This is a genomic window from Pseudomonadota bacterium (assembly GCA_026388315.1).
Classification (GTDB): Bacteria; Desulfobacterota; Syntrophorhabdia; order Syntrophorhabdales; family Syntrophorhabdaceae; genus MWEV01.
In genome coordinates, this window is record JAPLKA010000045.1 from 42,643 (window position 1) to 56,746 (window position 14,104).

Genomic DNA, 14,104 nt, shown 5'->3' on the forward strand with positions numbered 1-14,104 from the left:
TTAGCATGAATTATTTTCTTTATGCGCTGGCTTTTTTAATTTTATTACCATTTTATGCTTTTACACAGGACAGACAAGGCACTATATCTGGAAGTGATGCGGCTAAGTATAGAAGTTTTTTAAATGAGCAGAGAGGCAGTGAAAAAAGCGATACCGGTAATATTCAGGGTTATGGAGATGACAGGAATACAAAGGTTCGGAAGTTGTCCGAATCGATCCAATACCAGGAAAAAGAGGCAAGGATCGCAAAACAACAGGCCAGAGACGAAAGGGCAATAGAGAGGGAAGACCTTAAAATTTCAAGAGAAAGAAAGATTAATGAACTGGTTGATAAAGGTGTAAGCGCCGAAACCGATAAAGAAGCAGACAGGTATTACAAGGGCGCCAGACAATTAAAGGAACCGTCAACAAAATCAAAGTCTAACGTAGGGGTTAGTTACAGATAAAGCCATGCCTGTTGCTTCACAAAGGCTGTCCAAGTTTCTTTCACATTCAGGGATAGATTCAAGGCGAAAATCTGAGGAAATAATAAAATCAGGTAGGGTTTTTGTTAATAATATCAATATCTTAGAGCCTCAATATCAGGTTAATCCAAATGACGATATTGTAACCGTAGACAACAAAGTTATAACCAATGTAAAACGCTATGACTATATTGCATTATATAAACCTGTTGGATACATGTCTGACTTAAAAGACCCGGCAGGCCGAAAATTAGCGCGCGATCTAATTAAAACCAAGACAAAAATTTATCCAGTCGGCAGATTGGATTATAATTCGGAAGGATTAATAATTTTTACGAATGATGGTTATGTTGCAAATTGTATTATGCATCCGAAATTTGATGTTGAAAAAGAATATCACGTAAAATTTAAAGGCAGATTAGATGAAGAGGATTTTATAAAGATAAAAAAGGGGTTGCTTATAGACGGAGTTCTCTGCAGAATAAAAGCAATCAAATTTCTAAAGTCATCCATTAAAAATAATTGGTACAGAATTATTATTTCAGAAGGTCGTAACAGGATTATCAGAAAAATTGGCGAGCACATTGACCATAATGTTCTCAAATTGAAGAGAGTCAGGATAGGAAATATCAAATTGGGTGATCTTGAGCCAGGGCAATACAGATTCCTTACTGAGAGCGAAATCAGACCCTTTAAAATGCGCTCAGATTGATTTCAAGGGTTGAAGTAAGGGTTTTATACGTCTCAATGCATTTAAAACGATTGTATGGCAATATTGACCTGTTTTATTTGTTTGATTTGTTTAATTGGTTTTATTAGTTAAACCAATAAGACTAATGAGACAAATAGGACACATGTAGTTAGAAACTGGTCTTAATAGTTAACATAATATCTCTTATCAGTACTAATAGATTTTACCTATATCATATGGTGATTGCCCCGCGTGGCTTACCGCAGGGTATCTCATTTCCCGGAAGCTACTCCCCCACTTAGTAAAGCTGCCGGAAAGCTGATTACATCAGACGGGCAAACCGATGCGCATAAACCGCAACTTACACACGTATCATCTTTCACATGTGCTATCGGCGTACCAGATGAATCGATGGGACCAAAGACTGAAATTTGTTTATCAATTATTTTTATCTCAATTGCGCTTTGCGGACAAGCATCTTTACATGAGCCGCAACCGCTGCATCTCTCTTCATTGACTTCCGGTAATACGCGCTCTTCTTCCGCATCAAGAAGTATTTCACCAAGGGCTCCAAGTAATTCTCTTGCTTCCCATCTTGGGTCTCTCGGATGGCGAATAAAACCAACATGAAATTTTTTCCTGCCCCATTTTGTTGGTGACCATCTAAGCTGTGGCTCAGAGCGGTAAAGAGAAAGAAACTCCCTGTCTTTCAAGAGTTCTATGTAATCATCAAAACGTATTATTTTACCTGTATCAATAAAAGATTCTTTCTTTGGCCCGGAAATACAAGCTTGTTTATCACTAAAGCTAACCGTCTCATCTTCTTCCAGATGAATAAACACGATTCCTTCGCGGCGTGCCTTTTCATACACAAGCTCAGCATATGAAGGCATCACCATATTTTTCGTGAGCACATAGACTGTCTTGCCTGCCTTTTTCAGCTCTCTTGCCAGTGAAATAAATTTTGATGAAATATATTCGTAAAATACTCTTGCCACTGCATCTTCAGTTCCGAGGTAAAAAAGACATGAATCAAAACTACCGTTTACAGAATCCATTTCGGGCTCTGGCTCCACATAAAGTCTTGCATCATTTTTTATCGCTATATTAGAAAAACCATCATTTTTTATTGCGAGAAGACCTGCGCCAAAGCCAGTCAGTATAGAATCTTTAATGTTCATGGGTTCAAGGGCGCCACCTGACACGTATACCCCTTTTACATCGGTTGTTAATGGTTCAGATTCTTTCACAAAACCAAATTCATTAAGTGAAAATCCAAAAGATTTACTTAAAGCAAGGAGTTGTGGATTTGGACGCAAACCTGTAGCAAGCACAACATAGTTAAAACGTTCTTCCTGCAACTCACCATTGACAAAATATCGTACTGAGACGCCTGTTTCGTCTTCTTCAAAATATCGTGAATTGGCTCGGACAAAAGTAACGCCAGCGTCTCGGTATAGCTTCTCCATGAAAAATTCCTGACCAAAAAATCTGAGGTCGTTATAAAAAACCTTGATCTCTGGTTTGGCTCGTTGCAAGGTCCACTTTATCTCGCGCAAGCTATAAGAACAACAGACAGACGAACAGAGCGGATATTCCTTCGATCGCGACCCAACACACAATACAAATGCTATCTTATTGAAATCACTCGGAAGTTCTCCGTTTCGCTGATCTATGATAGCATCATACTCAAGGCTCGCGAGAACCCTCTTCCCCTTATATTCGATTGGGTCATACGGTGATAGGCCTGTTGCGATTACTATTTTATCTGCCGTTAATGACTGTCCGTCTTTAAGGGTGAGATAAAACTGACTGTTGCTCTTGTCAACAGAAACAATTTTTGTATCTTTTACCACAACGAGACGGGGGTTACCTGCAATTTCATCAAAAAAAGTTTTAAAGCCTACCCTGCAGTTTGCAATACGAGCCATGAGGCCACCCGGCTCAGCAGCAGATTCAAGGATTGTCACACTGTGGCCTTCTTTAAGGGCAACCTTTGCTGCAGATATTCCACTTATGCCGCCGCCGATGATCAATATATTCATAAAGATTTGTTTTCTCCCATGACGTAAAGTAGAAGATCCGTCAGATAGATAACCTTCCTGCCCACAGCAAAGGTTTTCATTGCCATGTGGCAGAAGGGGCAGAAGACGACGACGGTTCCTTTGGATTTGCCAAGAATCAGGGTTGAAAGCTTCTCGGTTACCCATTTGTTCAGGAAAAGCTGGTTACCTCCACAGCAACGGTCCTTCATTTTCTCACCGTCAACATCGCCACCGAAGGCGCTTATGGTATCTTCCATAATGTTCTTGTTCTTTATGGCGCTTCCCTCAGGCCTCATAAGCAGACAGCCATAATAGGGAAAGAAAACCTTATCCTTGAGATCTCTTTTTTGTTCTATTTGTGAAAGATTTTCGGCATTGAGGAGCTCCAGGGGGCTCAGGATATTAAAAGACTTGTCCGAATCTGCATCTTTCAGGTTTTTATAACAGGCGGGACAGGGCACAACGATCTCTTTACACATAGCTTGGGCTTTTGTCAGGTTCTCCCCGGAAATGCTCAGCAGCTCATTTCTGTTTCCGTATTCCAACGCACCACAGCAGTTCCAGTCAGGTATTTCCGTGAGGCTATGGCCAAGTTTTTTACAAACCTGTCTCACTCCACGATCGAGTCTCTTTGCTGAACCGGTGAGAGAACACCCCGGATAATATCCGTATTCCATTACGACCTGCCTTCTTCGGTAGGGTTCAAACCCTTTGAAGTCTTCGATGAACTCACTCTTTTGACTTTATGCGGGAGGTGAAAACCTGCATACTCCATCCATTTTGGCATGTACTTTATATAACCGCCCTTCAGCAGATCAGGCGCTGCCATGACCACCACGAAAGGCTCGTACACCCTGCCCCAGATGTTGATGCACTTCTTGAATGCCTTTTCAAAGCGGGCCTCTATGCCAAGCGATTCCTTGAGGGCTCGAACCACTTCAGGGATCCTGATCTGCCAGGGACAGGCACTGGCGCAGCGATAGCAACTCGTGCAGTAACGCACGAGAGGATGATCACCTTCGATTATTTCTCCGACAAAGAGCTTCATAAGGAGTTCCTGGGGGTTGACATTGAGCTCGAGGTCGTTGACAGTACAGACTGACGCACAGATCTTGCAACCCAGACAGACTGAAAAATCAGCCCGCCGATAACCGGTATACTTGAAAATTATTTCATGATCTATTTCATTCATTTTTCATCACTTCTTCTAATTTTTTTAAGCATCTTATGCCCTACGTCAAGGCCCCGGAGAGATGTACATCCTTTGCCCTACGTTTTTTTCAATCTTCTGCATTTTTCAGCTCATCCTCGAGAAATGTGAGATACGGTATAGTTTCATCAAAACTCTTGCCCGACATATAGGAGTACATGCCCTGGAGCCTCTCGGATACGCCTTTAAAATATTTTGTGAGCGGGATACCCTGGGGGCATGCTTCTTCACAGGCTCCGCACCCGACGCAGGTCTGTGAAACATGGTACATCCGTATAAAATGAAAGAGTTCTTTTCCCTGCGGTAATTGCACAGGACCTGATCGTAGTATTTTATTCAATAGGGCATCACCTTTGGGAAGATACTCGTCACCGTTAAAAACACAATCAATACAATAACATACAGGACACATGTCCCTGCAGTTCATGCACATGATACATTTTGTGAAGTCTTTTGCAAACGTTTTCATATCGTTCTGGAACTTATCTGTTTTTTCGCTTCCGCTCATGAGCATTTCCGTTTTGTTTTCTTCTGATTCACCCTCTATGAGCGTAAGGAATGTTTCTCCCTTTTCGGTGTAAGGAAACGCCCAGAAAAGGCCGTCCTTATCAATCCTGATACCAGCATCTCCCACAACCCCTCTTTTTTCCCTACATACTTTACAAGCCCAGCGCATTGTATCGGAGTTTTTAAAATAATCCTTTAATTGACCTGCCTCTACTGGTATATCGTCAGCCTTTTCTTTTGAAGATACAGTCCCGAGACAATCAATCGATACAGCGATTATATCTTCGCGCTCAATCTGGTTTAACTTGATCAATTCAATATATGCCCTTATCTCGCAGGGCCTCAGCATAAGAATAATCTTTGTCCCCTTTGAAAATAAACGGCGTAAATGCAATGCCCCGTTTGTGCTGAATATGGGATTCAAAAATGAATAATGATCAAGATGATTTTTGAATGCCCGGAGGCTGACACCATTTTCATCCTTTTCAAACCCTAAAACAAGATGCTGATCATCTTTTAAAAAACGGTTGAGGGTATCTTCGATACTGCCATTTTTAATTTTCTTTCCTAACATTTTTCCTTTCCTTTATCTCGTTATACATGCCTGTGACTTTTTCTACAAAACGCCGCGCCTCGGCGGCACTCACCCAGAAAAGTCGGAGCTTGTCATTCATTGAAAATGCATCGAACATTTCTTTCAAGGCAGCAATCTTTCTCCGTGTAAAGTAATTTCCTTTTATAAAATGGCAATCGCCCGGATGGCATCCGGCGACAAAGACCCCGTCCGCTCCTTCGAATATTGCTTTAATAACAAAGGCAGGATCGACTCTGCTTGAACAGGGCACCTGAACCAGCTTCACTCCGTCAGGGTATTTCAGCCTCAAGCTTCCTGCCATTTCAGAAGCTTTAAATGTACAGTAAGAACAGGCAAACCCGATTATTTCCGGGTTCTTTTCAGCTTTATCTTGTGACATATTACCTCCAGCACTTCAGTAAATAGTTGTTTAAAATCAGTCGTTATTAGTTTTGCCTTTGCTATTCACTATCGACTATTCACTGTCTTTATATTGCCTCCAATAGCGCGCCGATCTCATCATCGATGATCGCATCGACATATCCTCTCAGACTTATAGCAGACGAGGGGCAGGTAGCGTTACAGAGTCCGCAACCCATACAAGCTGCCTCCTCCACATGGACTACCCTTTTCTCCTCATTAAACTTTATGGCATTTGCAACACACGCCGTTTCACACATTCTGCATCCGCTGCATCTCTTCGGATCAACAGAGGAGACGAAGGGATCTACGATGGCATACCCCAGGTTCAGGAACGCATAGAGCTTGAGCGCCGATGCCCTGCCGTGGTTGATGGACTCCTCTACATCCTTCGGCCCCGAACAGGACCCTGCGATAAGTATCCCCTTTACCGCCGTATCAAAAGGTCTCAGCTTGATGTGGGCTTCAAGAAAGAACTTATCCTTATCGAGGGTAATCTTGAGGAGTGATGCGATTAACTTGCTGTCCTCAGGGGAAGACATGCCTATGGAAAGGACGGCAAGATCAAACTCCCGCTCAAAGGTCTCGCCGAAAAGCGTATCCTCGCCCCGTATGATCAGTCCTTTAGGTGTCGGTATAATCTCGGCGATGTTACTCCTCGTAAAGAGTACACCTTTTTCCTGGGTATCCTCATAGAACTCCTCTCCGCCTTTCGGATGAGCCCTCACGTCCATATAAAAGGATTCCACGTATGAATCCTTGTACTTATCCTTTATCGCATCCCCCACACGGAGTGCATTGATACAGCAGACCCTTGAACAGTATGCCTTTCCAATTTGCTCATCCCTCGAACCCACGCAATGAAGGATAGCAATTCTCGGTTTCTCAGGCAGGACCAAAATATCTTTACTTTGCTCAAATTCGAGGGTCGTCACGATCCTCTCATCCTTACCATAGTTAAGCTCAGGCTTAAGTCGGGGATCAAAAGGCGAAAAACCTATGGCTGCAACAACCCCGCCTACAATGATCTTTGTCTCACCTGCCGGCGTTTTGAGCATTGCTTCATAATTTCCAAAGAACCCTACAAACGATTCGATCGTCGCTGAGGTAAATATTTCCACATTTTCCGATGACTCAAGGTCCTTTACCATGTTCGCCACGATCGTCGAACCGTCTTGCCCGATGGGCCACACATTCTTTAAACTTCTTACGTGACCGCCCAGCTCCGCCTCCTTCTCCACCAGATAGACATGCATGCCCATCCTGGAGAGAAATGTTGCTGCGCTGAGACCTGAAACGCCACCTCCTATGATAAGGGCCGACTTGGTTACATCGACAACTTTCTCCTCGAGTGGCACATAGTGCGACGCACCGTATAGGGCCGAAAGAATAAGTCTTCTTGCCTTCTCCGTATTCTCCTCTATATCATCACCGACCCACGAGCAATGCTCTCTGATGCTCACCCTCCTCAGGAGAAAGGGATTGAGATTCGATTTCCTGAGCACGTCTTTAAAGAGCTCTCCATGAAGCCCAGGGGTGCATGACGCGACAACAACTCTATTGAGGTCATGCTTTTCTATGCTCTCCTTGATCAGGTCCTGACCCGGTTCTGAACAGACAAAAGCATAATCCTCAGAAACGGTGACTCCTGAGATTTTCCTGAAATAGGCACTTAGTTTCTTTACGTCTACTGTATGTTTGATATTGTGACCGCAATGACAGATAAAGATGCCCGTCTTCATAAACTGACCCCAGTGGGACGTGGGACGTGGGACGTGGGACGAAGAATTAGGGGGAACTGTATGCTCTTACTATTCACTATTCACCATCCGCTATTCACTGGTTTATATACTCCATGCATCTCGATGCCGCTTCCCCGCTGGACGCGACGGTATCAGGCACGTCTTTCGGTCCTGACCCCATGCCACAGACGAATATACCGTCCACATTTGTAATCGATTGGGCCACTGAATTTGCTTTGATAAATCCATATTCATCTCTGTCGATGGACATGATCTTGCAGAGCTCTTCCGTTCCTTTCCGCGGTCTCACCCCTGTGGCAAGGATGACAAGATCTACCTCAACCTCCCGCATCTCTCCGCTCAGCATATCCTCAACCCTTACGAGGAGCCCGTTCTCCCCCTGCACTACCTCTCCGGGAATACCTCTCATATAAAGAATCCCGTTCTCCTGGGTACTCTTATAAAACTCCTCGTAGTTCTTGCCGTAAGCCCTTACATCGATATAGGAAATATAAATCTGTGCGTCCCGTATCCTGTCCTTCACAATGCTCGCATGTTTTGCCGTATACATACAGCAGACTCGCGAGCAATAACGGGCACCGCTCTGTCTGTCCCTCGACCCGACGCACTGAATAAAGTAGAACCGTTTCGGCACCCGCCCGTTTAGCAGTATATCACCAGCGGTAGGCCCCGTCACCGAGCAAATCCTCTCAAACTCAATGCCCGTTATCACCCCTTCCAAGGTGCCATACCCATATTCCCGTTTCTCTGTGGGGTCATAGAGGTCAAATCCCGGGGCGAGAACTATGCTATCAACGTCCAAATCAACGATTTCATCTTTCAGACTATGATCAACAGCCCCCACCTCACAACGCCTCTCACATTCCCCGCACTGGATACATCCCTCAATCTGACCGGCCAAACACCGGCCGGCTTCAGTCATGGCCTCTTCTGCGCTGTAACCAAGGGCTACTTCACGAAAATTGGTCACTCTCTGATTAATCTCTTCCTCAGGCATGGGAATACGGTCTGCCTTAGTTACCCATGTCGAAAGTTTTTTCACTTCATCTTCGGATAATTTTTCCGGCTTCGCATCTATGCTCTCAGCGACTATTGCCTCTCCCTTCAGAAACTTAATAATGGAGCGAGCCGCTTTCTTGCCTGCTGCAATAGCGTCAACCACATAGGCGGGCCCTGTCGTAACATCACCACCGGCAAATACGCCTTCTACGCTGGTTGTACAGGTAACAGGATCAGCCTCAACCGTTCCGTTCTTCCTCAATTTGACCCCAAGGGGATTAAGGAAATCGGTCTCTGTTGCCTGCCCGAGAGCAGTAATTACCGTATCAACAGGCACTGAAAATTCAGAACCTTTTATCTCTACCGGCCGTCTCCGTCCGCTTGCATCAGGTTCGCCAAGCTCCATACGGATACACTCTGCTGCCGATACTTTTCCGTTGCTGCCATTAAACCGCACGGGTGTTGCAAGAAACTCTATTATAATCCCTTCATGTATAAGTGCCTCAACTTCTTCATCGGCCGCTGGCATCTCCTGACGGGTTCTACGATAGATCAACGTCACCTCTTCACTTCCAAGACGTTTGGCCGTTCTCGCACAATCAACCGCCGTATTGCCGCCCCCTATCACAGCCACCTTTTTTCCAATTAAAGGGACTCGCGTCGCCCCCTCCACCAGCAAAGCTGGCAGAGCCACCCCCTCTCGCTCGCCGTGCGATCTAAGAGATTCCTTTTCAAGGGATTCCCCCTTATTGACAGCCCGCAGAAACCTGAGTCCGTCCATAATGCCGGAAAGGTCTTCCCCTTCCACACCAAGCCGAATTCCTACGGGGGCACCGGTACCGACAAAAATGGCCTCATACTCATTCTTCAGAGTTTCGGCATCCATATTTTTGCCGATCTCAATACCGCACTCAATTTTTACACCCATCCGCCTTATATATCCGATCTCTTTATCAAGCTCCGCCTTCGGCAAACGGTATTCCGGTATTGCATACCGCAACATGCCGCCCGGCTCGGGAAGGGTCTCAAAGACCGTCACAGCGTGCCCCTCCATGGCAAGATCATGGGCACAGGAAAGCCCTGCCGGTCCGGCGCCGATGACCGCCACTTTCCTCTCCGTCGTCTGTACCTGGGGCGGCTCAAGGGTATCGAGATCAAAACGGTCAACAGCAGACCGCTTCAGATCACGGATCGCCAGAGGAGAATCAAGTTGTCCTCTGTTACAGACACCCTCGCAGGGCGCGTAACAGACCCTCCCGCATGAGGAGGGAAACGGGTTCGTCTCCCTGATGAGCATGTAGGCATCCTCAAACCTCCCCTCGCTGATATGCTTCAGGTAGCCGAGCACGTTCGTGTGAATCGGACATGCGTCAACACATGCCGCCTTACAGGGACGGTCCGCCCGTTTATCGATGCTTGCCTTATTCGGTATTGCCTGGGGAAATGGTATGTATATGGCCTTCCGAGGTCCGGTACCCATATTGAATTCGCTCTTCATCACTACAGGACAGCCGGGGGAGCAACTCCCACAGGCCGTACATTTTTTAATATCCACGTAACGGGTTTTCTTTAATATGGTAACAGTGAAACCCGTCCCGTTCTTCTTAATTGCCACGGGTTTTGCCCATGAGAGAAGGTCAATCCTCTTCTCAAGGGCCACCTCCACCATCTTGGGCGAAAGGGTGCACGTTGAACAATCGAGAGTAGGGAAGGTTTTGTCCAATTGAATCATCCTTCCCCCGATGGAAGGACCCTCTTCGAGCATAGTTACCTTCACCCCGCATGAAGCGAGTTCAAGGCCCGCTGTAATGCCGCCTATACCTCCACCAACGACAAGAACGTGTTTCATTTAAAAGCCTCAAAGATATTTTCGTAATGTCTAACACGTAACACGTAACAGAATTTAACCTTCATTGCTCGAATCTTCTTTCTGCTTCTCGTCTGTCTGATATATTATTTTGGTACAGTTATAAGCAACTCTACCGCAGCATATCCCGACCCATCCACTACCATACCGGACGGGCTTCACTTCTTTGCCGCAGTAAGGACACTTGATCATATCCATAGTTCATTTATTCCCAATACCATATGATACCATGATGTATTAACCCTTAATAATGTTTCTCAGTTTATCCCTTACCTTATGGATGTCTGCAATGATACCGAAATGTGCATACTGAAAAATGGGTGCTTCCGGGTCTTTATTCACCGCAATTATGCAATCTGAGTCTTTCATGCCTGCAATGTGCTGAAATGCACCGCTTATGCCCATAGCGAGGTATACCTTAGGCTTGACTGTTTTCCCAGAAGTACCAACCTGTCGCGGCTTGGGAAGCCACTGCTTGTCAATTACCGGTCTTGAACCGGAAAGGACTGCCTTCAGCATTCCAGCAAGTTCTTCATAGTCAGGTATCTCATCCTTATTCCCGACCCCTCTTCCTACCGAGAGGAGGAATTCTGCCTTCGTAATATCTATCTCTGCCGTCTCTTCTTCCACATATTCTATGAAACTTCTCCCTTCAGCGGCAGGGGTACCTTCAATTGTCTCAGTAATAGGAGACGATGCCTTTTCAACAGCATACTCTTTAAAACTGCCGCTTCGTACCGTGATGACGCAAGTCCCCTCCCCTGTCTGTCTAAATTCTCCAAAAAGCTTATCCGAATAATAGCTTTTGTAGAAAAAATTCTTCTCTTTATTGAACCCGCTTACGTCGGTAATGAGGGGCAAATTGAAATATCCCGCCACATACGAAGCAAGCTCTGTTCCTGAAGATGAGTGAGTAAATACTATCGTATCGGGATTACCCCTGTAATCAATCACTGCCTGTACCACCTTTACCATATTTAAGGGGTTGAGGAAAGTTGCTTCTTCCAGTTTTACTTTTATAATGGTATTGACCAGTTTTTCATTTATTAAATATGAGTTGTCATCAGGAACGAGAAGCGAAACATCCTTTCCCATGAGAGCGCAGATACCTATGGAATCGAGGTTTCTCTCCTCAAAAACACCTCGTCTTACTTCAGCCACAACCAGTGCGTAACTCATTAATATACCCCCTTTTCTTTTAAGATTCCAAGAAGGTCTTTGCATACGCCTTCGAGCTCACCGGAGAGTATTGTTGCCCCTCCCTTCTTTGGCGGATAGACCCATTTTACAACCTCTATCATGCTGTTCAGATTTTCGTCGTATGCTTTCGCTTTAAAAAGCTTACGTTCCACCTTGGAAGCCTTTCTTATACCCATAATGGATACATATCTGGGCTCATTGATTCCACTCTGTATAGAAAGAACACAGGGCAATATTATCTTTATCCTTTCCTGGAGACCACCCTCGAGCTCTCTTTGAACAATCATATGGCCTTGTTCGAGACTATCTATGCCTATTATCATCGATGCATAGGGAAGACCCAATTTTGCAGCAAGGATACCACCAACTGCAGCAAACTGGTCATCCTCGGACTGCACGCCTGTAAAGATTGCATCATATGGAATACCTTCTTTTTTTAAGAAATTGAATATAAGTGTGGCCCGCGCATTGGGGTCGTGGAGAATTTGCTCAGTCTCGATAAGGAAACCGTCCTTTATGCCCATGGCAATGGCCCTTCTCAAGACCTCGTCAGATTCTGCATCTCCAATGGAAATTGCCGTTGCAGACCCGCCGGTTTTCTCGGCAATTTGCACCGCTTCTTCAACGGCATAATTATCCCAGTCATTCACTTTGAAAGGCACTTTTGAGAAGTCAATCCCCTGCCCTTCATCAATAATGCGTAATTCTTCTTCCTGTGTTGCAGGTACCCTTTTCGTGAAAACCAATATATTCATCTTATAACACCTCCATCAAAATCTCGGATAGCTCTTTCACCGTTATCCCTTTTTCCGTTGCAGGGTCTTCAAGGGTCATAACGCAAAAAGGACAGCTCGTCGCAATCACTTCTGCTTTTTTTTCAACTGCCTCCCGGACTCGCACCTCGGCATTTCTCTGATATGTAGCCTCCACCTCAAAAAGCATTCTTCCGCCACCGCCTTCGCAACACATCGAGTTCTCTCTGGACCTCGAAAATTCCAGAAGCTCAAGACCATCTATAGAATTGAGTATGCTTCTTGGTTCATCAAAGATGCCATTTTGTTTCCCCAAGAAACACGGATCATGGTAGATAACCTTTTTGTTGAACGACCCTTTTGGGACGATAGAGCTTTCTTTGATCATTGCCGCTAAAACCTCTGTGTAATGTACAATCTTAATACCAAGGTCACCATACTCCTTCTTGAGTGCATTCATGCAATGGGGGGAGAGCGCGATAATCTCCTTTACCCCATATTCTTCGAATGCAGCCTTGTTCTCTTCCTGGAGCTCCTCAAAAAGACCCGACTCCCCTATCCTTCGTATTTCATTACCGCAACAAGCCTCTTCTTCACCGAGCACACCAAACTCTATACCGCCCTTATTAAGTATCTTCGCCACGTTTTGCGGTATAACCATACATCTGGGATCATAAGCCTGGATGCAGCAGGTGAAAAGCAGCCTCTTCGATTCTGTTTCGCTTACATGTGGAACCTCAATATCGAGCTTTTCAAACCATGCCCCTCTCTTTGCTCGCGAACGGCCCCACGGGTTCTTCTGAACAAACGTGTTCTCAAGGGCTTTCTGGATAGCCAAAGGGATCGCTCCGTTTTCCACTAAAGCAGACCTCATTTCGATGATCACTTCGGAAGGCTTTACATCCCGTGGACATCTGAGGGTACAGGCACCGCATGACGTGCAGTACCAAGGAATTGATTCTTCGACCACGCTCTGGAATTGTTTTTTTCTCATGAGCATGCGGATATTGAAGGGGGTTCTCCCTGCTTCAGGGCAACTTCCTGTACATTTACCGCATTGGATACAGGTTAATACCCTGGTCTGGGTCTGACTAACCATATATGTATACCTCGCTGTTCATTCTCATCATATAATATTTTTGCAATTTATGTACCATGAAAAAATCTATAAAAACAAAGCATATTCAAGGGAATACCGAACCTTCCTTTTTCATTGTGTGTATAATTATGATACATCTGGTTCTTTTCAGTACATCATTGTACTGCCGGCTGTAGAGCAAATACTGAACGCTACACGGCGATTCTCTCTGGCATGGCAATTGCTAAATAAGGATACATGATCATAAGCGGAGGAAAAAAGATTAATCCCCGGGAGATAGAAAAAGTCCTCTATACGTTCCCAGGCGTCATCAAGGCCACAGTGATTGGGATACCTGACGATCGCCTGGGAGAGACAGTAAAAGCCCTCGTTGTTATGAGAGAAGGGATAACCGTCTCTGAGGCTGATATTGTAAATTTTTGCGGCGACTATCTTGCAGATTACAAAAAACCTAAATTAATTGAGTTCTGTAAAGAGTATCCCGAAAATCAATAACAGGATATCCCGGGAGAA

Annotated in this window: 14 protein-coding genes; 3 read left to right on the top strand and 11 right to left on the bottom strand. The window is 45.0% G+C overall.

Annotation, left to right across the window (positions count from 1 at the left end; all coding sequences use genetic code 11):
- The first annotated feature begins 5 nt into the window (after positions 1 to 5).
- Complete coding sequence (locus NTX75_05205; protein MCX5815627.1) at positions 6 to 446, top strand: hypothetical protein; 441 nt, start codon at positions 6 to 8, stop codon at positions 444 to 446.
- Between the two features lie 4 nt (positions 447 to 450).
- Entirely contained in the window at positions 451 to 1,176 is a 726-nt protein-coding gene (locus NTX75_05210; protein MCX5815628.1) for a pseudouridine synthase, read from the top strand.
- A gap of 251 nt (positions 1,177 to 1,427) precedes the next feature.
- Here NTX75_05210 and NTX75_05215 read toward each other — a convergent pair whose 3' ends face one another.
- The 11 genes from NTX75_05215 to NTX75_05265 form a co-directional block, all read right to left on the bottom strand.
- Positions 1,428 to 3,200 carry an FAD-dependent oxidoreductase gene (locus tag NTX75_05215; protein ID MCX5815629.1) on the bottom strand — a complete coding sequence of 591 codons (1,773 nt, stop codon included), beginning with the start codon at positions 3,198 to 3,200 and terminating at the stop codon, positions 1,428 to 1,430.
- Positions 3,197 to 3,877, bottom strand: a complete 681-nt coding sequence (locus tag NTX75_05220) for a heterodisulfide reductase-related iron-sulfur binding cluster (GenBank protein MCX5815630.1) — start codon at positions 3,875 to 3,877, stop codon at positions 3,197 to 3,199. The genes NTX75_05215 and NTX75_05220 overlap by 4 nt, the downstream gene beginning before the upstream one ends.
- Positions 3,877 to 4,392 (bottom strand): 4Fe-4S dicluster domain-containing protein, encoded by a 516-nt coding sequence (locus NTX75_05225; protein MCX5815631.1) that lies wholly within the window; start codon positions 4,390 to 4,392, stop codon positions 3,877 to 3,879. The genes NTX75_05220 and NTX75_05225 overlap by 1 nt, the downstream gene beginning before the upstream one ends.
- Positions 4,393 to 4,480: 88 nt before the next feature.
- Complete coding sequence (locus NTX75_05230; protein ID MCX5815632.1) at positions 4,481 to 5,491, bottom strand: 4Fe-4S binding protein; 1,011 nt, start codon at positions 5,489 to 5,491, stop codon at positions 4,481 to 4,483.
- A complete protein-coding gene (locus tag NTX75_05235) occupies positions 5,472 to 5,891 on the bottom strand; it encodes a hydrogenase iron-sulfur subunit (protein MCX5815633.1) in 420 nt (139 codons plus the stop codon). The genes NTX75_05230 and NTX75_05235 overlap by 20 nt, the downstream gene beginning before the upstream one ends.
- Before the next feature lie 88 nt (positions 5,892 to 5,979).
- Positions 5,980 to 7,653, bottom strand: coding sequence for a CoB--CoM heterodisulfide reductase iron-sulfur subunit A family protein (locus NTX75_05240; GenBank protein MCX5815634.1), 1,674 nt, complete (start codon positions 7,651 to 7,653; stop codon positions 5,980 to 5,982).
- Between the two features lie 94 nt (positions 7,654 to 7,747).
- Positions 7,748 to 10,522, bottom strand: coding sequence for an FAD-dependent oxidoreductase (locus tag NTX75_05245; GenBank protein ID MCX5815635.1), 2,775 nt, complete (start codon positions 10,520 to 10,522; stop codon positions 7,748 to 7,750).
- Between the two features lie 54 nt (positions 10,523 to 10,576).
- Positions 10,577 to 10,738, bottom strand: coding sequence for a hypothetical protein (locus NTX75_05250; protein MCX5815636.1), 162 nt, complete (start codon positions 10,736 to 10,738; stop codon positions 10,577 to 10,579).
- A 39-nt stretch (positions 10,739 to 10,777) separates the two neighbouring features.
- Entirely contained in the window at positions 10,778 to 11,719 is a 942-nt protein-coding gene (locus NTX75_05255) for an electron transfer flavoprotein subunit alpha/FixB family protein (protein ID MCX5815637.1), read from the bottom strand.
- Positions 11,719 to 12,495, bottom strand: coding sequence for an electron transfer flavoprotein subunit beta/FixA family protein (locus tag NTX75_05260; protein ID MCX5815638.1), 777 nt, complete (start codon positions 12,493 to 12,495; stop codon positions 11,719 to 11,721). Before NTX75_05260 ends, NTX75_05255 begins: the two co-directional genes overlap by 1 nt.
- Position 12,496: 1 nt before the next feature.
- Positions 12,497 to 13,591: a (Fe-S)-binding protein gene (locus tag NTX75_05265; GenBank protein MCX5815639.1), complete on the bottom strand. Its 1,095-nt coding sequence runs from the start codon at positions 13,589 to 13,591 to the stop codon at positions 12,497 to 12,499.
- A 237-nt stretch (positions 13,592 to 13,828) separates the two neighbouring features.
- On the opposite strand from NTX75_05265, the gene NTX75_05270 reads away from it, so the two are divergent.
- Positions 13,829 to 14,086 (top strand): hypothetical protein, encoded by a 258-nt coding sequence (locus NTX75_05270; protein ID MCX5815640.1) that lies wholly within the window; start codon positions 13,829 to 13,831, stop codon positions 14,084 to 14,086.
- The last annotated feature ends 18 nt before the right edge of the window (positions 14,087 to 14,104 follow it).